The 21,514-nt window shown below is 62.4% G+C and carries 21 protein-coding genes; 12 read left to right on the top strand and 9 right to left on the bottom strand.

The window, feature by feature from the left end:
- Window positions 1–7: 7 nt before the first annotated feature.
- On the top strand, window positions 8–916 hold the full coding sequence (locus CAF87_RS15800) for a 1-aminocyclopropane-1-carboxylate deaminase/D-cysteine desulfhydrase (RefSeq protein WP_085732211.1): 909 nt from the start codon (window positions 8–10) through the stop codon (window positions 914–916).
- On the opposite strand, the gene CAF87_RS15795 is transcribed toward CAF87_RS15800, so the two are convergent.
- The 3 genes from CAF87_RS15795 to CAF87_RS15785 all read right to left on the bottom strand — a co-directional run bounded on the left by CAF87_RS15795 (window position 913) and on the right by CAF87_RS15785 (window position 3,652).
- Window positions 913–1,467: a cytochrome b gene (locus CAF87_RS15795; protein WP_085732210.1), complete on the bottom strand. Its 555-nt coding sequence runs from the start codon at window positions 1,465–1,467 to the stop codon at window positions 913–915. The genes CAF87_RS15800 and CAF87_RS15795 overlap by 4 nt on opposite strands.
- Before the next feature lie 190 nt (window positions 1,468–1,657).
- Window positions 1,658–2,485, bottom strand: coding sequence for a phosphonoacetaldehyde hydrolase (phnX, locus tag CAF87_RS15790; protein WP_085732209.1), 828 nt, complete (start codon window positions 2,483–2,485; stop codon window positions 1,658–1,660).
- 57 nt (window positions 2,486–2,542) lie between these two features.
- A complete protein-coding gene (locus CAF87_RS15785) occupies window positions 2,543–3,652 on the bottom strand; it encodes a 2-aminoethylphosphonate--pyruvate transaminase (RefSeq protein ID WP_085732208.1) in 1,110 nt (369 codons plus the stop codon).
- Window positions 3,653–3,765: 113 nt separating this feature from the next.
- On the opposite strand from CAF87_RS15785, the gene CAF87_RS15780 reads away from it, so the two are divergent.
- Window positions 3,766–4,626, top strand: coding sequence for a LysR substrate-binding domain-containing protein (locus CAF87_RS15780; RefSeq protein ID WP_085732207.1), 861 nt, complete (start codon window positions 3,766–3,768; stop codon window positions 4,624–4,626).
- Here the strand turns inward: CAF87_RS15780 and CAF87_RS15775 are convergent.
- The gene (locus CAF87_RS15775; RefSeq protein WP_085732206.1) at window positions 4,596–5,495 is read right to left on the bottom strand and encodes a LysR family transcriptional regulator; all 900 of its coding nucleotides are present in this window, start codon (window positions 5,493–5,495) and stop codon (window positions 4,596–4,598) included. The two genes, CAF87_RS15780 and CAF87_RS15775, sit on opposite strands and share 31 nt — an antisense overlap.
- 269 nt (window positions 5,496–5,764) lie before the next feature.
- Here CAF87_RS15775 and CAF87_RS15770 point away from each other — a divergent pair, with 269 nt between their 5' ends.
- Entirely contained in the window at window positions 5,765–7,090 is a 1,326-nt protein-coding gene (locus CAF87_RS15770) for an MFS transporter (RefSeq protein ID WP_085732205.1), read from the top strand.
- 67 nt (window positions 7,091–7,157) lie between these two features.
- A complete protein-coding gene (locus CAF87_RS15765) occupies window positions 7,158–8,555 on the top strand; it encodes an FAD-dependent oxidoreductase (protein ID WP_170929604.1) in 1,398 nt (465 codons plus the stop codon).
- Window positions 8,556–8,558: 3 nt separating this feature from the next.
- Here the strand turns inward: CAF87_RS15765 and CAF87_RS15760 are convergent, their stop codons facing one another.
- Window positions 8,559–9,965, bottom strand: coding sequence for a type VI secretion system Vgr family protein (locus CAF87_RS15760; RefSeq protein ID WP_085732203.1), 1,407 nt, complete (start codon window positions 9,963–9,965; stop codon window positions 8,559–8,561).
- A gap of 219 nt (window positions 9,966–10,184) precedes the next feature.
- On the opposite strand from CAF87_RS15760, the gene CAF87_RS15755 reads away from it, so the two are divergent.
- Window positions 10,185–10,889, top strand: a complete 705-nt coding sequence (locus CAF87_RS15755) for a YebC/PmpR family DNA-binding transcriptional regulator (RefSeq protein WP_085732202.1) — start codon at window positions 10,185–10,187, stop codon at window positions 10,887–10,889.
- A 57-nt stretch (window positions 10,890–10,946) separates the two neighbouring features.
- Here CAF87_RS15755 and CAF87_RS15750 read toward each other — a convergent pair whose 3' ends face one another.
- Window positions 10,947–12,260 carry a leucine-rich repeat-containing protein kinase family protein gene (locus CAF87_RS15750; RefSeq protein WP_085732201.1) on the bottom strand — a complete coding sequence of 438 codons (1,314 nt, stop codon included), beginning with the start codon at window positions 12,258–12,260 and terminating at the stop codon, window positions 10,947–10,949.
- Window positions 12,261–12,322: 62 nt separating this feature from the next.
- On the bottom strand, window positions 12,323–13,453 hold the full coding sequence (gene zapE / locus CAF87_RS15745) for a cell division protein ZapE (RefSeq protein WP_085732200.1): 1,131 nt from the start codon (window positions 13,451–13,453) through the stop codon (window positions 12,323–12,325).
- A gap of 297 nt (window positions 13,454–13,750) precedes the next feature.
- Here zapE and CAF87_RS15740 point away from each other — a divergent pair, with 297 nt between their 5' ends.
- From CAF87_RS15740 to CAF87_RS15710, 7 genes are all read left to right on the top strand, one after another.
- Window positions 13,751–14,260, top strand: a complete 510-nt coding sequence (locus CAF87_RS15740; protein ID WP_085732199.1) for a spore coat U domain-containing protein — start codon at window positions 13,751–13,753, stop codon at window positions 14,258–14,260.
- An 86-nt stretch (window positions 14,261–14,346) separates the two neighbouring features.
- The gene (locus CAF87_RS15735) at window positions 14,347–14,880 is read left to right on the top strand and encodes a spore coat U domain-containing protein (RefSeq protein WP_085732198.1); all 534 of its coding nucleotides are present in this window, start codon (window positions 14,347–14,349) and stop codon (window positions 14,878–14,880) included.
- 19 nt (window positions 14,881–14,899) lie between these two features.
- Complete coding sequence (locus CAF87_RS15730) at window positions 14,900–15,436, top strand: spore coat protein U domain-containing protein (protein ID WP_085732197.1); 537 nt, start codon at window positions 14,900–14,902, stop codon at window positions 15,434–15,436.
- Between the two features lie 4 nt (window positions 15,437–15,440).
- On the top strand, window positions 15,441–15,941 hold the full coding sequence (locus CAF87_RS15725) for a spore coat U domain-containing protein (protein WP_085732196.1): 501 nt from the start codon (window positions 15,441–15,443) through the stop codon (window positions 15,939–15,941).
- A gap of 23 nt (window positions 15,942–15,964) precedes the next feature.
- The gene (locus CAF87_RS15720) at window positions 15,965–16,747 is read left to right on the top strand and encodes a molecular chaperone (RefSeq protein ID WP_085732195.1); all 783 of its coding nucleotides are present in this window, start codon (window positions 15,965–15,967) and stop codon (window positions 16,745–16,747) included.
- Window positions 16,748–16,855: 108 nt separating this feature from the next.
- Window positions 16,856–19,213 carry a fimbria/pilus outer membrane usher protein gene (locus CAF87_RS15715; protein WP_085732194.1) on the top strand — a complete coding sequence of 786 codons (2,358 nt, stop codon included), beginning with the start codon at window positions 16,856–16,858 and terminating at the stop codon, window positions 19,211–19,213.
- Window positions 19,210–20,181 (top strand): spore coat U domain-containing protein, encoded by a 972-nt coding sequence (locus CAF87_RS15710; RefSeq protein ID WP_085732193.1) that lies wholly within the window; start codon window positions 19,210–19,212, stop codon window positions 20,179–20,181. Before CAF87_RS15715 ends, CAF87_RS15710 begins: the two co-directional genes overlap by 4 nt.
- A gap of 5 nt (window positions 20,182–20,186) precedes the next feature.
- Here CAF87_RS15710 and CAF87_RS15705 read toward each other — a convergent pair whose 3' ends face one another.
- Window positions 20,187–20,939 (bottom strand): anti-sigma factor, encoded by a 753-nt coding sequence (locus CAF87_RS15705; protein WP_085732192.1) that lies wholly within the window; start codon window positions 20,937–20,939, stop codon window positions 20,187–20,189.
- Window positions 20,936–21,442 (bottom strand): RNA polymerase sigma factor, encoded by a 507-nt coding sequence (locus CAF87_RS15700; RefSeq protein WP_085732191.1) that lies wholly within the window; start codon window positions 21,440–21,442, stop codon window positions 20,936–20,938. Before CAF87_RS15700 ends, CAF87_RS15705 begins: the two co-directional genes overlap by 4 nt.
- Between the last annotated feature and the right edge of the window lie 72 nt (window positions 21,443–21,514).

Here is a 21,514-nt window from a genome sequence, read left to right as displayed (position 1 = left end):
GGCCTTCATGTTTCTGCCTCCCACCGATTGGCTGGCCCCAGCCCCCCTCGAACCGCTTCAGTTGGACTGGCTCACTGCCGCCGGCATTGAAGTCGCGATACTGCGTCTGGACCGGATTGACCCGCTGATCAGCGGCAACAAGTGGTTCAAACTCGTTGAACACCTCAAGGCTGCCGACCGTGCGGGCGCCGAAGGCATCATCAGCCTGGGGGGCGCGCACTCCAATCATCTGCATGCACTGGCCGCTGCGGGCAAGCGCCTGGGATTCACAACGGTCGGGCTGTTGCGCGGACATCCGCAGGACACGCCGACGGTCAGGGATCTGCAGGACTTCGGCATGCAATTGCACTGGCTCGGTTATGGCGGTTATCGGGCGCGGCACGAGCCGGGGTTCTGGCAGCCGTGGCTGACGCAATATCCGACGTTGCATCCGGTGCCCGAAGGTGGTGGCGGGGTGCCCGGTGCGCAGGGTTGCGCATCACTGAAGGATCAAGTGAGTAATCAACTCGGCAAGCTCGGTTGGGACGACCATGACGGCTGGTGGCTGGCTTGTGGCACCGGCACCACTCTTGCGGGACTGGTGCTGGCAGAGGCGGGTGAACACCCGGTGTATGGCGCAATGGCCGTGCCCGACGATCACGGCGTCGCGGCCAATGTCGAGGCGATTGTCGGTGACATCGAGGGCTACGAACTGATCGACGCCAGCCGTGGCGGCTTCGCCAAAGTCGATGCGCCGTTGCTTGAGTTCATCGCGCACGCTGAACATGTCAGCGGCGTCCCCCTCGAACCGCTGTACACCGGCAAGGCTTTGCTGGCGCTCAAACAACACACCGAGGCGGGTCGTTTAAAGAGTGGAACGCGACTGATCTTCGTCCACACCGGCGGCTTGCAGGGCCGGCGTGGACTCGACGGCTAAACCTGGTTGCGCTTGGGCATCATCCGCAGCAGCGTGTTATCGCCCACCACGTAGTGGTGATACAGCCCGGCCAGCGCATGCAGGCCGATCAGCCAGTAACCGATGTTGCCGATCAGTACGTGCCAGTGCTCTACCTGTTTGGCGAAGGCTTTGTCCTCGTGCACCAGCAACGGCAGGTCGAAACCGTAGAACATCACTTGATGGCCCTCGGCGCTGGTGATCAGCCAGCCAAGAATCGGCATGGCGATCATGAACAGGTACAGCGCCCAGTGCATTAGCCGGGCCAGTGCGATCTGCCACTGCGGTGAAGCCGGGAAGATTTTCGGCGCCGGGCCGAGGCTGCGCGCCAGCAGGCGAAACCACACCAGCACGAACACGGTCAGGCCGAGCATGTAATGCACTTCGCGGATCAGCGAGCGGCCGCCACTGCCCTTGGGAAAGATGCCTCGCAATTCCATGCTGGCATACACCAGCACCAACAACACCAGCATCAACCAGTGCAACAGGACCGACACGGTGCTGTAGCGTGATTCGGAACTTGTCCACGGCATACGGTGTTTCCTCACTGATCAGGGTCGAAACGTGCCGTTCTTGAGCGACGGCATGCTTTAACTGTAATCCGCTTTGGCCGATTTGCGCGTGTCTAAAAACTCTTTCATTGCGCGAAATCAGGGGTTTGCCCATAAAAAAACGCCAGTGTCGGGCAGACACTGGCGTTTTTGTTTGCTGCAGGCCGCGTTATCAGCTGCTTTGCGGCATCTCACCCTTGGCCAGGCGCTTGTTGATGTCGGCGATCACTTCCGGCAGGTCGGTGATGGTGTCGATCATGTAGTGCGGGCGCGAGCCTTCGAACATCGCGTGAATGCGCTTGCGTTCGCTGGCCAGCGCGTCGCTGCCCAGTGCGCGGTAGCCTTCGTAATCCAGGCCCAGCGCGTTGCCGGAGCAGATCAGCGCCACGGTCCACATCCCGGCGCGACGACCTTCGAGGATTCCCGGCACGGTGTCGTCGATCTTCACACAGGCGGCAACATCGTCGATGCCCAGCGCAATCACATTGGCCAGGGCCTGGGCCGGCCATGGTCGGCCGTTCGGCACTTCGTCGGTGGCCACGACGTGGTCGGCGACGTAGCCGTTGGTGGCGGCCAGCTCCACGACCTTGTCCATCACTTGCTTCGGATAACCGGAGCAGGAGCCGATCTTGATCCCTTGCTGGCGCAGGTTGGCGATGGTCTCCAGTGCGCCGGGAATCAGCGCCGAGTGCTCGGCGATTTTTTCGATCTGCAGCGGCATGAAGCGGTTGTAGATCGCGGTGACGTCATCGTCGGTCGGGGTGCGACCGAATGCCCTGCGGTAGCGCTCGGCAACCTGCGGCTGATCGCACAGGGTGCGGATGTGATCCCACTTGCCCATGCCCATCGGGCCACGAGCTTCGTCAATGGAGACCTGGACATCGAATTCGGCGAAGGCTTCGACGAAGATCTGGGTCGGTGCGAAAGAACCGAAATCGACCACGGTGCCGGCCCAGTCGAGGATGGCGGCTTGCAGTTTGCTTGGGTTGTTGTAGTTCATGGCAATCAAATTCCTGAGTGGGCAATGCAATTCAAATAGGGGAGCGGGCCGGATGAATCAGATGTCGAGCACTTCCATCTCGCGCAACACTTCACCCACCGCCGCGACGGCTTCGCGCATCTGCGCCGGGGTGACGTGGCCGATGCAGCCGACGCGGAAGGTCTCGACCTGGGTCAGCTTGCCGGGGTAGAGGATGTAACCCTTGGCCTTGACCCGTTCGTAGAAGTCCTTGAACTGGTAGCGCGGATCTTTCGGTGCATGGAAGGTCGCGATGATCGGGGCCTGGATCGCGGCGGGCAGGAAGCTGCGCAAGCCGAGCTTGCCCATCTCTTCCATCAGCGCCTGGCAGTTGGCGGCGTAACGCGCATGCCGCGCCGGCAGGCCACCTTCTTCGTTGTATTGCAGCAGGGCTTCATGCAACGCCGCGACCACGTGGGTCGGTGGGGTGAAGCGCCACTGGCCGGTCTTCTTCATGTAGCTGTGCTGGTCGAACAGGTCCATCGCCAGCGAATGCGAGTTGCCGGCGGCAGCGGCCAGGGATTCCTTGCGGGCAAATACGAAGCCCATCCCCGGCACGCCTTCCAGGCATTTGCCGGAGGCGGCGATCAGTGCATCGAACGGGACTTGCTGTGCATCCACCGGCAACGCGCCGAAGGAACTCATGGCATCGATGATCAGGCGTTTGCCGTGTTGCTCGACAACTTGGGCGATTTCCGGCAGCGGATTGAGGATGCCGGTGCTGGTTTCGCAATGGATCAGCGCGATGTGGGTAATGTCGCTGTCGGCGCGCAGCAGGCGGTCGACGTCGGCGGCGGTGGTCGGCTCGTCTTCAGCGGTTTCAAAGGTGCTGAACGAGCGGCCCAGCACTTCGCAGATTTTCGCCAGACGCTTGCCGTAGGCGCCGTTGATCAGCACCAGCACCTTGCCGTCGCGAGGCACCAGAGTGCCGATCGCGGCTTCGACGGCGAAGGTGCCGCTGCCCTGCAAAGGCACGCAGTGGTGGCTGTCGGCGCCGTTGAGGATGGCCAGCAGTTGTTCGCAGAGACTGGCGGTCAGTTGATTGAAGCGGTCATCCCATGAACCCCAGTCGACCATCATCGCCTGACGGGTGCGGGCCGAGGTAGTCAACGGGCCGGGAGTGAGCAGGATGGGTGCGGCAGTACTCATTCGTGTGTCCTCGCGATAGCGCTGTGGGATGAAGCTACGGGGCATACGTTGCAATTCGGCGGATCATCAATCAAATTGTTTGTTGTTATGCCAGCCATCAGTGAGGGTTATTCATGAACCTGTTCCAGCTCCGTGCCTTCGACGCCGTGGCCCGGGAGGGCAGCTTCACCCGTGCCGCCGCGCGGTTGTTCATCAGCCAACCGGCGGTTACCGGACACATCAAGGCGCTGGAGGAGCATTACCAGATCACCCTGTTGCGACGGACGGCGCGCCGGGTCGAGTTGACTGAAGAGGGCACCAAACTGGCGGCGATCACCCGGGCGATGTTCGGCATGGCCGAAGAGGCCCAGGCGCTGCTCGAAGCCAATCGGCAGTTGCTGACCGGGCGTCTGGAGGTCGCGGCGGACGGCCCGCACATGGTCATGCCGATGCTTGCCAGCCTGCGAGCGCGGTATCCGGGGATCACGGTGAACCTGCGATTGGGCAATGCCCAGGAAACCCTGGCGGCGTTGTTGTCCGAACATGCGGACGTGGCGGTGCTGACCGAAGTCGAGCCGCGCAAGGGCCTACACCTGCAAGCGCTGAGTGAGTCGCGGATCTGCGCACTGGTGCCCGCCGGGCATCCGTGGGCGACTCGAAGTGGCGAGGTCAGGCTCAAGGAGCTGGATCAGGTGATCATGGTCCTGCGCGAGCCGAGTTCAATTACCCGACGCACCTTCGATCAGGCCTGTGCCCAGGCGTCAGTCAATCCACGGGTGTTGCTGGAGCTGGACAGCCGTGAGGCGGTGACGGAGGCGGTGGCGGCTGAATTGGGGGTTGGCGTGGTGTCATCGGTGGAAGTCAGCCACGACCCCCGTGTCGTCGCGATCCCCATCGCGGGAGAAGGGTTGGTGAACCGGCACATGATCGGTTGCCTGGAGCGCCGGCGGGAGCTGCGGTTGATTCAGGCGTTTTTCGGATTGGCCCCGGTCTGAACAAGACTCTCGCGCACCATATCGAGAAACGTCGCCACTACCCGCCGCGAACTCTGCTCCCGCAGGCACACCAGCGTTTCGGTCAAGCGCCGGGTGCAATCGGTGATCGGCAGCGCGCAGACCCGTGAGTCCGCACCGAACTCCGCCGCTGACACCACGCCCACGCCAATCCCCACGACCACCGCCTCACGCGCCGCTTCCCGGCCTTCGACCTGAATCGCCGGGCGGATGCGGAAACCGGCGCGGGCCATTTCTTCTTCCAGGGTCTGGCGGGTCACCGAACCGTGTTCGCGCAGCACCAGCGGCGTGTCGTCCAGATCCTCCAGACAGATCGACTCGCGCTCGGCCCACGGATGATGGCGCGAGACGAATGCCACCATCGGATCGTTGCGCAACGGCACGCACAGCAGGCGCTCATCGCTGACATCGCGTCCGAGCAACGCCAGATCGGCCTGATAGTTGAACAGGCGAAACAGCGATTCATCGGTGTTGCCGGTTTCGACCTTCACGCTGATCCCCGGGTAACGCTCGCAGAATCGGGCGATCTGCGGCAGCACATGCACCGGAGCATCCACCGCCAGAATCAGGCTGCCGGTCTGCAAGGCCTGGGATTCCTGCAGCAACTCCTGGGCTTCGGCCTCGACCACGAACAGACGCTGGGTGATTGCCAGCAAACGCTCGCCGAGATCCGTCAGGCGTACCGAACGTTTGTTGCGATGGAACAGCAACACACCGAAGCGTTCTTCGAGCTTGCGCACCTGGTCGGAAATCGCCGGTTGCGTCAGATACAGCCGCTCGGCGGCTTTGGTGAAGCTTCCGTGCACGGCCACGGCGTGAAAGGCTTTGAGCTGGGCGTGGGAAACAGACATCTCTGACTCCAGTAACAAGCTGAGCTTATGTGTGAAATACGATAAATCGATTTTATTTATTAAACAGTAATTGCTTTGATCCGCTCACGCCAACGCTGACTGCCCGGTCGGGCAGCGACGCTGGCCATGAGCCTGTGCGTGCAACACCAGGACTCATCTGACCGGTATCGCCGAAGGGACGGGGTGATATCGCAGTGCTCAACAATAAAAACACAGGCGTTTACTTAACGATTCTGCCGGCACACTCACACCCTGAGGTCAGAACCACAATGAACAAGCACATCGGCACCCTTGCGCGTTGGCGCATGCAGATCTTCGCTGTCACCTGGCTCGCTTACGCCGCGTTCTATTTCACCCGCAAAGCCTTTTCGGTGGCCAAACTGGGCATCGCAGAAGACCCCACCTTCATGCTCGACAAAATGGCGATGGCCAACCTCGACGCGATTTATCTGGCGGCTTACGCCATCGGTCAGTTCACCTGGGGCATGCTCGCCGACCGCTTTGGTCCACGGGTCGTGGTCCTCGGCGGCTTGCTGATTTCCGCCGCTGCGGCGCTGGTGATGGGCAGCTTCGCGACCTTGCCGATCTTCGCGACCTGCATGCTGATTCAGGGGCTGGCGCAGTCCACCGGATGGTCGGGATTGTGCAAGAACCTCGGCAGTTTCTTCCCCGCCGAACAGCGCGGGCGGGTGCTTGGGTTATGGAGTTCCTGCTACGCGTTTGGCGGCCTGGTGGCGTCGCCGTTCGCCGGTTGGTGGGCTTACACACTGGTCGGTACCTGGCACGCGGCGTTCATTTCCAGTGCGGCGGTGGTCGCGTTGGTGGCGGTGCTGTTCTTCATCTTTCAGCGCAACAAACCGGAAGATGTCGGCTTGCCCGCCGTGGAGCCGGAGCCGGTCATCAGCGCCGAGGAAGCCGAAGCCAACAGCAAACTCAGCGTCTGGGAACCGCTCAAGGAAATCCTGCGCAACCGCACGGTGCTGGTGCTCGGGCTGGCGTATTTCCTGCTGAAACCGGCGCGTTACGCGATTCTGTTGTGGGGCCCGGTGATCGTTTTTGAACAGATGCCCACCGTGGGCAAGGTCGGTGCTGCGATCATTCCCACCGCGTTTGAATTGGCAGGTCTTCTCGGCCCGATCATGATCGGCTTGGCCTCGGACAAACTGTTCGGCGCCCGGCGCATGCCGGCCTGCGTACTGAGCCTGCTGGCGCTGACCATAACCCTGGCGCTGTTCATGGGCGCCTTGCACACCGGCAGCGTGATGCTCGTGGTGGCGCTGCTGTTCGTGATGGGCCTGACCCTGTACGGCCCGGATTCGATGATCAGCGGTGCGGCCGCCATCGACTTCGGTAAGGCCAAGGCAGGCGCCACGGCGGCCGGATTTGTCAACGGCTGCGGTTCGGTCGGTGCGGTGCTCGGTGGATTGCTGCCGGGCTATTTCGACTCGGTGACGGTTTTCATTGTCTTCGCTGGTTGCGCGCTGTTCTCGGCGCTGGTGTTGATTCCGCATTGGAACAGCCGCCCTGTCGGCGTCATGGAGCCTCGTGCCTATGTGCCCAATCGGGCCCTGACCATCAAACCTCTGCGTAACTGAACAATCCCTGCCTCGCGGCCTGCTGCGGCATTCGCGGCAGGCTGTGCCGTGGCCGACTGACTGGAGAATTTTCATGAGACCGTTTTGGCTGGAGCAGGCCTTGCAGCTCGATTCGTCCGAACCGTGCCCGCCGCTGCAAGGCGAAGTGCGCACCGACGTGTGCATCGTCGGCGGTGGTTACACCGGGTTGTGGACGGCGATCATGCTCAAGCAGCAGAACCCCGAACTCGATGTGTTGCTGATCGAGGCCGATATTTGCGGCGCCGGCGCCAGTGGGCGCAACGGCGGTTGTGCGCTGTCATGGTCGGCGAAGTATTTCACCCTCGAGCGGCTGTTTGGCGTCGAAGAGGCGGTGCGGCTGGTCCAGGAGTCCGAGCGCAGCATTCACGCCATCGGCGAGTTCTGCGGGCAGTACGGCGTCGATGCCGATTACCGGCTCGACGGTACGCTTTACACCGCGACCAATCGGGCGCAATGCGGCTCGACCGATGCAGTGATTGCGGCGCTTGAGCGCAACGGCATCAACTCGTTCACCCAGCGTCCGCTCGCCGATGTTCAGCGCATGGCCGGCTCCGATAAACATCTGGAAGGCTGGTTTTCGCCGGCGGCCGCCAGTGTGCAGCCGGGCAAGCTGGTGCGCGGGTTGCGCAGAGTCGCATTGCAACTGGGCGTGAAAATTCACGAGAACACAGCGATGACCGGATTGGAGGAAGGGCGTCCGCTACGCCTCCAGACGACCAGCGGCAGTGTGGTCGCTGACCGCGTGGTGCTGGCGATGAATGCCTGGATGGCGCGGGCTTTTCCACAGTTCGAGCGCAGTGTGGCGATTGTCTCCAGTGACATGCTGATCACCGAGCCGCGCCCGGAGCTTTTGCAGGAAATCGGCCTGACCAGCGGCGTGACTGTGCTCGATTCGCGGATTTTCGTGCACTACTACCACAACACCCCGGACGGCCGGATCATGCTCGGCAAGGGCGGTAACACCTTCGCTTACGGCGGGCGGATGCTGCCGGTGTTCGATCAGCCATCACCTTACGCCGGGTTGCTCAAGCGCAGCCTCGACGATTTCTTCCCGGCCTACGCCAATGTAAAAGTCGACGCAACGTGGAACGGCCCGTCGGATCGCTCGGTCACCGGCCTGCCGTTTTTTGGCCAGATGAGTGCCAGCGGCAATGTGTTCTACGGATTCGGTTATTCCGGCAGCGGCGTCGGGCCGTGTCACATGGGCGGGCAGATTCTCGCCTCGCTGGTGCAGGGGCTCGACAACCCGTGGACACGCTCGCCGCTGGTCAGCGGGCCGCTGGGCTATTTCCCGCCGGAACCGATCCGCTATCTCGGCTCGCTGATGGTGCGCAACGCCATTCGCCGCAAAGAACGCGCCGAAGATCACGGGCGGCGGCCTCGGCACCTCGATGTGCGTCTGGCGAAATTCGCTGCCGCCGCCGGCAAGGCCGACAAGGGTTGAACGTCAGGACGAAGGCGAGGGGCGGTTGAGCAACCAGTCGAGCAACAGGCCGTCATCGTGCGGTTCCGGTTTTTTGCGCGCCGGACGAGGCTGGCTGACGTCCAGGCACAGGATCGGTCGATCCGGATCGCTGTCGAGAAAACTCACCCACACTTCGCTGCCGGCACGGGGCAGCGCTTCCCTGGCGATCCGGCCGCCACTGCCGACCAAGGCAACCGCCAGCCATAACCCCTCACTGTCGGTATTCTGCGTCAGCGCGGGCCATAACCGGATAGCGATTCGGCCCAGATCGTCCAGCTGTGGAGGTTGCCCGGGCGAGCCCAGCACTTGCGCCGGGTGATACCCAGGAATGCTCGGGCGCGGCTGTCGCAGCAGTGGGCGAAACTCCGTCGACCAAGGCTGTGCGGTGAAGTCGTTGTGATATCGGCGGGGCGCGGACATCGGGTCGAGAATCGACGGTTGCTGGCCCTGATGACGCAATTCGGTGATCAGCCACTGCTCGTTGAACGCGCCCAGCGGATGATCCGTGACCTGCAACAAGTGGCCACTGAGCAATTGCGTGCAGTCACTGCGTCCCTGAATGCAACGGTATTGGCAGCGCTGGCGCTCCAGCTGTCGACGGCTGCGTTGATCGGCGTGGCGTTGCCCGGAGGGCGGGAATCCTCGCAGGGGTATGACGCCTGTCACCGGGTGATTGGCAGCGTCATCGTCGTTGCTCGGTTGCCCGCGCTCACGGACGGTGGGTGACACTTGCGTCATGACCGCGTCGTGACGCAGGAACAGCGTGCTTAGGGCGGGGGATTGAGCCTCGCTCTCTGGGCTGAAGGGCACGGGTATCGGTGACTGCGGAAGGTTCAGGCTGTCATCGGCGAACACCACGACATGGCCATCCGGCCGGTGCTCGAAGTGATAGTGGATGCCTTCTTCCTCGCACAGTCGATGCAACAGCGCCAGGTCGGACTCGTCGTACTGGATGCAGAATGGGCGCGGCGGATAGTGTCCCACCGTCAGGTCGAGCCGGTAACCGTCTGCGGGCAGGCGATGTTCGGTGAGCAGTCGTTCGAGAATGTCCGGCACGCTCAAACGGGTGAACACCCGGCGCCTGGGTTGCTGCTCCAACCTCTGCAGGTGCGGTACCAGCACAACGCTGTAACCGATCCGATGGGCGCCGCGATGTTCGCAACTGGCGCTGTGAAGGGTGCCGTGAAGGCCATGGCTTTCACTCAACTGCAGGAAGGCCGACCGATGCAGCAGGGTAGCGGGGGCGAGGGCTGGGGCAAGACCAACGACTTCTATCTCGAAACGAAAGGGCCGGTTCAGGCCTTCGTGGCCGCTGAAGCGCAGTACCGGCAGGCGCAGACCACCCTCGATGAGGTTCAGCGTGAAGGGACTTTCCTTGTCATTGAGCATTCGGATGGGCTCTGTTGGGTAATACGGGCCACAGAGGGTACGAAACCGCAGTACGAAATGGTCATGACAAACCGGTTTTTCAGAATCGCCCTACGAGGTGTGTAGAAGATGTCGACACGTGACGGAATTTTTGGTCGATTGCCGACTTTAGGCCGTATAAACTTGGCGCCACGCGTCGGCCAATAGATGTCTCGGCGCCACAGATCAAGAGAGTGAGTAATGGGCGCACAGTGGAAGGTTAAACACAAAGAAGCGGCAGCCAACGCCAAGGGCAAGATCTTCGGCAAACTGGTGAAAGAAATCACCATCGCTGCCCGCAACGGTGCCGATACCGCCACCAACGCACACCTGCGTCTGGTGGTCGAACAGGCCAAGAAAGCCTCGATGCCCAAGGAAACCCTGGATCGCGCGATCAAGAAAGGCGCGGGCCTGCTGGGCGAGACCGTTCAGTACCATCGCGTGACTTACGAAGGTTTCGCTCCGCACCAGGTTCCGTTGATCGTCGAGTGCGTCACCGACAACATCAACCGCACCGTCGCGGAAATCCGCGTGGCGTTCCGCAAGGGCCAGCTGGGTGCTTCCGGTTCTGTAGCGTGGGACTTCAACCACGTCGGCATGATCGAAGCCTCGCCGGACACCCCGGACGCCGATCCGGAAATGGCCGCGATCGAAGCCGGTGCTCAGGACTTCGAGCCGGGCGAAGACGGTGCAACCCTGTTCCTGACTGATCCGACCGACCTCGACGCCGTGCAGAAAGCCCTGCCGGAGCAAGGTTTCACCGTGCTGTCGGCCAAGCTGGGCTATCAGCCGAAGAACCCGGTCAGCGGCCTGAGCGATGAGCAGATGGCTGAAGTCGAAGCGTTCCTCGAAGGCCTCGACAACCACGACGACGTGCAGGAAATGTTCGTCGGCCTGGCCGGCTGATCCGCTGCGTCAAAAGTGCTGCCATCGCGAGCCCGGCTCGCGATGGCGGTGTAGCGGTTATAACGATTCCAGCTGCTGCACGACCTCGTTGAAACCCGGCCGCGCCAGCACCTCCGGCTGACAGCAGCGCTGTTCCAGTGCCTCCAGCCGCACACGTCGATCCGCGCTCAGACCCGAGTCGATTCGCGCCAGCAGTTCCCCCAGCAAAATGCCGAAGGCACGTACTTCGATGCGTTGCAGCGCGCGGGTTTCCGGGTTGTCCGTGGTGGCATGAAACGACGCCGCGCCAAAGTCTCCCAGCAGGCAATCGCCCCGATCATTCAACAGGATATTGTGCCCATAGAGGTCGCCATGGGTGATGCCTTGTTCATGCAGATGTTCGGCGACCGACGCAATCCCCTTGGCGATGCGCAAGGCGACATCGGCACTGAACCGGCAGTCATCGGTGTAGATATCCCGCGAACAGGACGCCAGGCTCGGCAATGCGGCGAGGTTGCGATAGCTCGGGTCGATCAGTTGCATCACCAATCCTTGCTGGCCATTTGGGTGATTGTCGATGCGTCCTTCGACCCGGATCAGGTTGGGGTGCAGCCCGGCGGTGATGCAGGCATTCATCTCGTGCAACGGTGAACCGTCGCTGGTCATTTCGCCCTTGTAGAGCTTTACCGCCACGGAACGCTCAGGCTGGCCGACCGGCTGCCACGACGCACGGGAAATGACCCCGGACGCGCCTTCGCCCAACCGTTGCTCCAGAAGCAGGGTCGACCAGTCGATCAGCGGCGTGGCCTGGAGTGCGGCGGCGTCGGCCTCGGTTTCCAGCGGGTTGCCGGCGTAGGCCAGCCAGGTCAGGCTCGGCAGGGTCAACAGCCATTGCGGCAATTCTGTCAGCTGATTGGCAGCGATGCGGATCAGCTCCAGTCGATGGCACTGACTCAACGATGGCGGCAGGGCGCGCAGACGGTTACCGGCGAGCATGAGCTTTTGCAGGAGCGGGCGCTCGCCCAGTTCGGCTGGCAGGGTTTCGATGAGGTTGTCGGTCAGGATCAGCCAGCGCAACTGCGGTGGCAGGGCGGTGCCGGACACTCGGACGATCCCGTTGGCCTTGAAGCCGATCATGCTCAGGGCCTGGCACTGGCCAAGGCATTCGGGTAACTCGGTGAACCGGTTATCGGAACAGAACAGCACGCGCAAGTGCGGCAGACGGTGCAAATCGTCCGGCAGGCTGCTCAGTTCGTTGCCACTGAGGTTAAGTACCTCAAGCGTGTCGGCCAGTTCGAAGATCTCTTGTGGGAACTCGGTCAAGCCTTCGACCAGGTCCAGCCGGGTGATGCCCGACAGTTCGCCGGCGCGCAATTGAGCAAGGGTGTGCATGTAAAAGGTCGCTATCGAGAGGGCGCCATGACGCCGGGAATGGGCGGCATGATAACGGCAAATCAGGCCGGTTCGCGCACTTCCGCCAATTGCCCCAGCCGGCTACGGGTGCGGGCCAGGTCAATGGCGTTGCCGGCCAGGCTTTCGTGCAGAGGCAGTTGTCCGAGCAGCGTCAGGTGTTTGTCCTGGTCGTAGAGCACATCGATCAGGTTGATGAAACGCTGCTGGACGGCGATCGAGCATTCGTCCAGTTCCGGCAGTTCATCGATGATCCACTGGTCGAAGCGCCGGCACAGCTCCAGATAATCCATCACGGCCGTGGGCTGCTCGCACAGGTCATTGAAGGTAAAGGCAGCGCGGCGGCCTTCGAATAGACGCGCCTGTAAAACCCGATTGCCGACCGTTAACGGCTGCGGTGCGGTATCCCGTGGCGGCAAATCCAGCGCCAGCCGTTGTGCCGGTGTGGCCGGCCAGACGTAATGGCCCTGGGTGAACAACTGATGCGCGTGATTGCGCGCCTGGCTGCGGTAGTCGTGGGGGCCGCCAACTTCCATGACCTGCATGCGGGCGTTGATCAGGTCGATCACCGGTTTGAACCGCGCGTGATACAGCGGATTGGGCAACAGGCCTTCCGGCGGATAGTTGGAGGTCACCAGCAACAGAATTCCACGCTGGAACAAGGCCTTGTACAACCGGGTGATGAGCATCGCGTCGCCGATGTCATGCACATGGAATTCGTCGAAGCACAGCACCCGGCAGTCCTGCAGCAACTCATCAAGGGTGGTGCCGAGGGCGTCGTCCTGTTCGCGATGCCGGAACATCCCCTGATGCAGGCGGGCGAAGAACTCATGAAAGTGCAGGCGTTGTTTCTGCTGGATCGGCAACGCCTGGAAGAAACCGTCGAGCAACCAGCTCTTGCCGCGCCCGACGGCACCGTGCAGGTAGAGACTGGGCGGGGTTTGCGCCGAAGGGCCGAACAACAGACCGGCCTGTTGTGCCATGCAGTCGATCACCCGCTGCTGGCTGTGGCTGAGGGTATAGCCCTGGCCATGGGCCTTAAGCCGGAAGTAATCGCGGATTGACTGGGCGCTGGCGCAATGGCCAGCACTGGCCAGGTTTCGCTTGCCGAACAAACGGCGCAACCCTGAAAGGCGCTGGGACAGACGCGAACGTTCGGGCGGTCGGGCGGGCACGGTGAGGTCACTCCGTCATCGTCGGGCCGGCTCCCCCCGAGCGCGGCGACGTAGTGTAACCAGATGGATAGTTTGCCTTCCACTGCGCTTTATCGGCCAACAGTCTTTCTGCACAGTAATCTGCGGTGCGTACAGGTTTTTTCAGTGCCATGGGGTAACGGATCGACAACTTTTCGAAACATATCCCGCACATTCAGTGGATCCAATCGACTGGCGCAATCGGCGTCCGTTGCTAACCTGAAACACTGTAACGGCAGAGAAGCTGTCGCCAACAAGGAACGGGCAGTGAATGCAGGGATGGTCTGGGCATTGCTGGGCGGGCTCGCAACAACGGTACAGGCCGCCGACCTGCAGGTCGAAGTGCGCGTCGATGTACGGCGCGGTTGCCAGTTGATCGGTCAGCAGCGGGAAGCCGGTATCGAGCAACTGGGCGTGCTCGACTTCGGCAGCACGGCGCGCCTCGATGATTCGGCCGGGCCGCTCGGGGCGGTGCTGATCAATTCGCGATTGCCGCGCCTGGAATGCAACCCGGACACGCCGTATCAGCTGCGCGTCGATGGCGGCCTGCACGGCGGGACTGGCGAAGTGCGTTACATGGCAGGCGAGTCGGGAGGCAAAGCCATCCCTTACCGCTTGTATCAGGATGCCGCGCGGCGGGTGCCGCTGGTGGTGGACGTGCCGGTCAGCGGGCGAGTGCCGGACAGCGGTTCGGTTGAATTGCCGCTTTATGGGCGGATCGAGCGGATGGCGGAAGTTCCGTGGGTCAGCCGGTATTCGGATCTGGTCAAGGTAACGGTCACCTGGTGATCGAGCGGGATGCAACAGGAAATCGACGTTCAATGACGAACGCGGAGGTCGATTGATGCTGAAGGATCAGAAGGAGTAGGGACGCAATGACAGGCAAGCACTGGCTGGTAGTCGCCACAGGCGCATTGCTGTTGCTCACGGAGGATGCACAAGCCACGATCAACGGGCAGATTCATGCGCGACTGATACTGATCGCCGGCTGTGAGGTGACCAATTCCACAAGCCCCGCCAGTCCGGTGGGCGATTTCGGCAAACTCGATTTCGGCCAGCAGGGCCCGACCTGGAATGCGCCGATCAAGGCCAGCCTGGCCAATGACAGCAGCGGCCGGCTTAACGTTGCCTGCAACCCTTCAGTGACTGGTTTTACCGTGACCATCGACGGTGGCGCCCATGGCGACGGCAGCACCCGCCGCTTGAGCAACGGTCGCCAGACCATTCCCTATCAGCTGTTTCTCGATGCTTCGGGCAGCCAGAGCTACAGCATCGGCCAACAACACAATTTCGCTGTCACCAGCGGCGCGCAGATACCTATCCCGGTATTTGGCTCGGTGGTGGCGAACACCCGTGCGGTACCGGCTGGTGTCTACACCGACACCCTGACGGTGACGCTCGATTGGTAAACCGTAGAGGAAGGACACCATGCGTACGATTGCATCAAGGATAGGTTTGTCGTTGCTCGGCCTGACGCTCGCCTCCAGCGTCAACGCGGCCACCACGGTCACCGGGCAGATCACCTCCAGCCTGATCTTGACCAGCAGTTGCCAGGTCAACGGTTCCGGCGGTTCCACAGGCCTGAACTTCGGTGCCCTGAACTTCGGTACCGCCAACAGCCTGTTCACCACTGCGACCGGGCAGGTGCTGGGCGGCGGTGGCGGAGCCTTGTCGATTCTCTGCTCGGCCGGCACAACGCCGTCGGTCAAGGTGCGGGCCGGCGCCCACGACGGATTGTCGCCTGGCGGCACCCGTGCGCTTTACGACGGTGTTGCCAACTACGTGCCCTACGACCTGTACACCGATGCCGGGCACTCGCAATTGCTGGCCATCGACGGCGTGATCAACCTCGCCGCCAGCACCGGTGTGGCGCAAACGGTGAACATCTACGGTCAGGCGGTGGGCAAGGCCGGCCTGCCGGCGGGCACTTACACCGACACGATTTCAGTTGAGCTGACGTTCTAGTGCCATGGGCCGACATGGTTGTGCGGCGCTGCTCCTGCTGTGCGCGGGGGCTGTGCCGTTGCCGTTGGCGGCGGTGACCAGCCAGAGCTTTCAGGTCAGCGCGACGATCACACCGGGCTGCTTGGTAGTGGGGGGCGTGTCGAACTATGGCGGACTGAATTTCGGTTCGAGTTCGGCGCTGGCCACCGGCACGGTGCAAGTGGCATTGACCGGCGGCGTGCAGTTGCAATGCACGCCGGGGGTGACGCTGAACATGACGGTCGATGGCGGGCAGTACAACAGCGGCGGGCGCCGCATGCAGATCATTGGCGGCAGCGCGAAGGTGGCGTATGCGCTGTTTCGCGATGCGGCCTACAGCCAGAGCCTGGGCATCGGGCAGAGCGTGGCGGTGGCCTATAGCGACGCCAACAACATCAGCCTGCCGATCTACGGTCAGGCGCAGTTGCCGGGCAATCAGCCTGGGGGGACGTACAGCGATGTGTTGCAAGTGCAACTGTCGTGGTGATGCAAGGCACAAGGAGCGGGTTTATGGGGTTTATCACGTCACGGCGATGGCTCGTGCGTTGCGCGATGTTGATGTTGGCTTTGCTTGCTGGGGTCAAGGCGCAGGCGGCCAGTTCGGTGCTGATCTGGCCCATCGATCCGGTGCTCGAAGCCGACCAGCAGGCCAGCGCGCTGTGGCTGGAGAATCGTGGCAGCGAAACCGCCAATCTGCAGATCAGGGTGTTCGGCTGGAGTCAGAACGGCTTCCAGGAGCAATACCAGAACCAGCGTGACGTGATCGGCAGTCCGCCGGTGGCGAAGATCGAACCGGGACAGAAACAACTGGTGCGCCTGACCCGCACCAAAGACGTGCCGCCCGGCCAGGAACTGGCCTACCGGATCATCATCGACGAAATTCCCTCGGCCCAGCCTCCTGCCGCCGATACCGGGAAAACCGCCGCCGCAATCCGCTTCCAGATGCGCTATTCGGTGCCCTTGTTTGCATACGGTGCCGGCCTGTGGAGCAAGGAAGACACGACCCGACAGCGTGATCCCAAGGGCATCGGCCTGCCGCAATTGAGCTGGCGCACGGTTTCGGTCGACGGCAAACCCTATGTGGAAGTGCGCAACCAGGGCGCGGTGCATGCGCGGTTGACCGATGTGGCGCTCAAGCAGGGCGGGCAGAGCAAGCCGTTGGCGGAAGGGCTGTTGGGTTATGTGTTGCCCGGCGCGGTCATGCGCTGGCCGGCGCCGGGATCAACAACGGGAGAACTGGCCGGTCGGATCAATGGCGCGGCACAGGTACAGAGCATCGCTCCGGCGAAGTAAGGATTTCGGCCTGCGGGCCGGGTAGTGCGGGGCCGCCGGGCAAGCGACAGGCCTGCGGGCAGCAGCGGTTTCAGGAGGAACCAGTCCATTGACGGACGAAGCACGCTAATGGGGCCGGGATGGGCTCGTCGTATTCAGCGTCCGTTGTGGCTTGTCACCGGCGCGTGTTGCCTGATGTTCATTCATCCATCCAGGGCCGGCGAACTGCCGCCGCCTCCCAGCGGCATGGAGGCTGTCAGCGATGCACAGTTGTTTCTGGAACTGGTGGTCAACCAGATGAATACCGGACGCGTAGTGGCGGTGGAGCAGCGCGGCGGGCAGTTGTTCCTGCCGGCCAGTGTGTTGCGCGACACCGGCATGAAACTGCCCGAGAGTGCCGGTACCGAAGTCGATCTCGACGGTCTGCCGGGGCTGCACAGCGACTACGACAGCGTCGGCCAGCGACTGCTGCTCGATGTGCCGCCGGACTGGCTGCCGGAGCAGTTCATCGGCAATCGTCAGGTCTATCCACGTACCGCGGCGCTGAGCAGTTTCGGCGCTTTGTTCAACTACGACCTGTACCTCAACGACACCGATGATGCCGGTACTTATCTGGCGGCATGGAATGAAATCCGGGTGTTCGACAGTTGGGGCACGCTTTCCAGCACCGGGCAGTACCGGCGCACCTTGTCGGGTGATTCGGTCAGCACGCTGAGCAACGGGTATCTGCGCTACGACACCACGTGGCGCTACTCCGATGACGAGCGGATGCTGACCTACGAGGCAGGGGACGTGGTCAGCGGCGCCTTGCCCTGGAGCAGTTCGGTGCGTCTGGGGGGCGTGCAGTTCTCCCGGGATTTCGCGGTGCGCCCGGATCTGGTGACCTATCCGCTGCCACAGTTCGCCGGTGAAGCGGCGGTGCCGTCCTCGGTGGATCTGTTCATCAACGGCTACAAGTCCAGCAGCACCGATTTGCAACCGGGCCCGTACACCCTGACCAACATCCCCTTCATCAACGGTGCGGGCGAAGCTGTGGTGGTGACCACTGATGCACTGGGTCGGCAGGTATCGACCACCGTGCCGTTCTATGTCACCAGCAGCTTGTTGCAGAAGGGCTTGAGCGATTTCTCGATAAGCGCCGGTACGCTTCGACGTGATTACGGATTGAAGGATTTCAGCTACGGGCCGGGCGTAACGTCCGGCAGCCTGCGTTATGGCATCAGCGACAGCTTCACGCTGGAAAGCCACGCCGAAGCGGCCGACTCACTGACCCTTGGCGGGCTCGGTGGAAATCTGCGGCTGGGCAATTTCGGGGTTCTCAACAGTGCGATCAGCCAGAGCCGTTTCGACGGTGAGGGCGGTCAGCAATACAGCCTCGGTTATCAGTACAGCGCCCAGCGTTTCAGCTTTTCCTGGCAACGGTTGCAACGCCGCGACCAATACGCCGACCTTACGGTGGTCGACAGTCCTTACACCAGCCTTAGCAAGCGCAGCGAGCAGGCGACCCTGAGCCTCAACCTTGAGCGCTGGGGCAGTCTGGGTGTCGGCTACTTCGATATCCGGGCGGCGGACGATTCCCGCACGCGGTTGCTCAACCTGAGCTGGAGCAAGCCGTTGTGGCGCAACAGCAGTTTCTACCTGTCGGCCAACCGCGAAATCGGCGACGCCAACTGGGCGGTGCAGGCACAACTGGTGGTCCCCTTCGACCTGCGCGGTAGTCTCGCCATCAGCAGCGAACGCAGCAAGACCGGGCAGACTCAACAGCGCGTCAATTACAGCCGCGCCGTGCCATCCCAGGGAGGGGTGGGTTTCAATCTCGGTTACGCCAACGGCGACGGGCCTGATTACCGTCAGGCTGACGTGACCTGGCGACTGCAATCGGTGCAATTGCAGGCCGGTGTCTACGGTACTTCGGATGCCGAAACCCGCTGGGCCGATGCCAGTGGTTCGCTGGTGTGGATGGATCACCAAGTGTTCGCGGCCAACCGCATCGACGATGCGTTCGTGGTGGTCAGCACCGATGGTTACGCGGATGTTCCGGTGCGTTACGAGAACCAGCAGGTCGGCCAGACGGATCGCAACGGTCATTTACTGGTGCCGTGGAGCAGTGCCTACTACCGTGGCAAATATGAAATCGATCCGTTGAACCTGCCGGCCAACGTGCGCACCCCGAATGTCGAACAGCGCATTGCCGTGCGCCGTGGCAGCGGTTATCTGCTGGAGTTTCCGCTGAGCCGGGTGATCGCCGCGAGCATCGTGTTGGTGGATGCACAGCAGCAGGAATTGCTACTGGGCAGCGGTGTACTGCACGAGGAGAGCGGCACGCGGACGGTGGTGGGCTGGGACGGGCTGGTCTACCTGGAAAACCTGCAGGCGCAGAACTCGCTGAGAGTGACTCTGGCGGATGGCAAGAGCTGCCAGGTGCAGTTCAAAGTTGACCTGCAGCAGGATCAGATCCCCCTGATCGGGCCGTTGGTGTGCCAATGATGTGGGCACGGCTCTGCCTGTGGCTGGCGCTGATGTTGCCGGGGGCGGCGCAGGCGCTGTGTTCGGTGGTCACCACCACGCCGGCGGCGTTCGGCACGATCAGTTCGATTGCGGTTCGCACCACGTCGCAACCCAGTTCCACACTCAACGGCGGGTTGAGTTGTACAGGTTCGCTGTTGTCGCTGTTGGCCAACAACGATCACTTCTGGGCCACGGTAACCTCCACCCAGGGCGGCTTGCTCGGGCCCGCCGGAGACGTCATCGGCTATACGATCTACGCCAACAACAGCACCAGCTACCCGTTGACCCGCGGCACGGCCTACGACTTCGCCCGCAACGGCATTATCGATGCGCTGGGATTGCTCAACGGTACCGTACCGAAAACCGTGCCGCTGTATTTCGGCACAACGATTGGCAGCAATGTGGCAGCCGGGGTGTACACCGAAACCCTGAGCATTTTCTGGAACTGGAATTACTGTTCGGGCATCGGGGTCGGCGGACTCTGCCTGGGCCGCGACATCAACAGCGGCACCACGACGCTGACAGTCAACCTGACCGTGGCCAACGATTGCACCATCACCGCGCCCAACATCGCGTTCGGCAGCGCGCCGGTGATCAGTGCGTTTACCCCGGTCACGGGGCAGACCATCAACCTGGCCTGCACCAAGGGCAGCGCCTATACCGTGGGTTTGAACGACGGCCAGAACGCAGTCAGCGTCGGCGGTCGACGACGAATGATTTCCGGCAGCAATTACCTGGCCTACGACATTTTCAAAAGCGCCGGCACCACCCGCTGGGGCAGTGTTGGCGCTGCACGTCGAGCCAGCAGTGATGCCGAGGTCAATCCCGGCAATGGTCTGGGTACCGGCAGCCAGATCTTCAACTACAACGCGAAGATCTACACCGACCAGACCACGCCGCCCGCTGGCACCTACCTGGACAATGTGGTGCTGGATGTGGGGTTCTGAGCCGGCTAGAAACTCAGGGATTGCTTGAGCATTTCTGCCGCAGGCGTATCGGTCGGGCTGACCATTGCGTAGTTGTAACCCTTGCCCGACCAATATTCGGCCTGAAGATCCCCGTCCTGGCGACTGCCCCGGGGCAGAAAGGTATTTTTCGGTCCCGGTGGACGCACGTAGAAACTGACCTTGTGCCCGCTCTGGTCTTCATACATCACCATCGCCGCCGGGCCTTCATCGGTGCTCAGCAGACGGCCGCTGACCGGTGCAAATCCGGCCGACGTCAGGTCCGGCAGGCGATTGGCCTGAGTGAAATAGCGGTCGAGCCAGCGCTGGATATCGCCGTCACCATCGACCTTGTAGTCCGCCGGCAGAAGCCCTTGCTGGGCGATCAAACGGTACGCCTGCAAGGCATCCGTCATCGGTGCGGGGGGATGAAACACGGTCATGTCCCGAGCCTTCCAGCCCCCGACACCGCCGAGGCTGACGGCAATCAACAGCACCGCTGCGCTGGCCCATTGGCGGCGCGATCGATGCTTGAGCCGTTGGCGGATCAGCGCCGGGTCCAGATCCGGATTGACCGGTTGCTGCAAGGCACCGCCGAGGGCGGCGCGCAGGTGTTGGGCATCCTGTTGCCAGGCGCGGATCAACGCGGCGTCTTCCGGGTGGCTGGCCAGCCAGTTTTCCAGCACACGCCGGTCGGCGTCGCTGAGCTGGTGGTCGATGTAGGCGTGCAAATCACGCTCGCTGGGGGGCAGGCTGATCATTTGAGTATCCGCAAGGAAGGGCTGCTGATTTCGCCGTCGCTGAGCTGGCGCAAAGCCTGGCGGGCGCGGGACAGGCGCGACATCACGGTGCCGGTGGGGACGTCGAGAATCTCGGCGACCTCCTTATAGGTCAAGCCTTCCACCGACACCATCAGCAACAGCGCGCGCTGTTCGGTGGGCAGGCGATCGAAGGCTTGCAGGGTAGATTGGGCAATCACCGTGCGCTCCACCGAGGGTTCGGCGTCATCGCGGCCGGTGAAGAATTCGAGCATTCGGGCGTAGCGCCGGGAGCGCCGGTGCGCATCGAGGAACTGGTGGTACAGGATCGAAAACAGCCACGCGCGAAGATCGCCCTCGGCGCGCTTGTCGCGCCAACTGGACAGGGCTCGCTCCAGGCTGGCCTGAACCAGATCGTCGGCGCTGCTGCCGTTGCGCGTCAACGACACGGCAAAGCGCCGCAATCTGGGAATGATTTCTCTCAGTTGTTCGTCGAATTCGCTCATGAAGTTCTGCTAGTCACTACGCTGTGGACTAGGAAGACGTCCGGCATTCGAGGTTATTCCACGTTCGGAAAA

It is taken from the genome of Pseudomonas sp. R38(2017) (genome assembly GCF_002112395.1).
Lineage (GTDB): Bacteria > Pseudomonadota > Gammaproteobacteria > Pseudomonadales > Pseudomonadaceae > Aquipseudomonas.
This window is presented reverse-complemented; position numbering and strand designations above follow the sequence as displayed.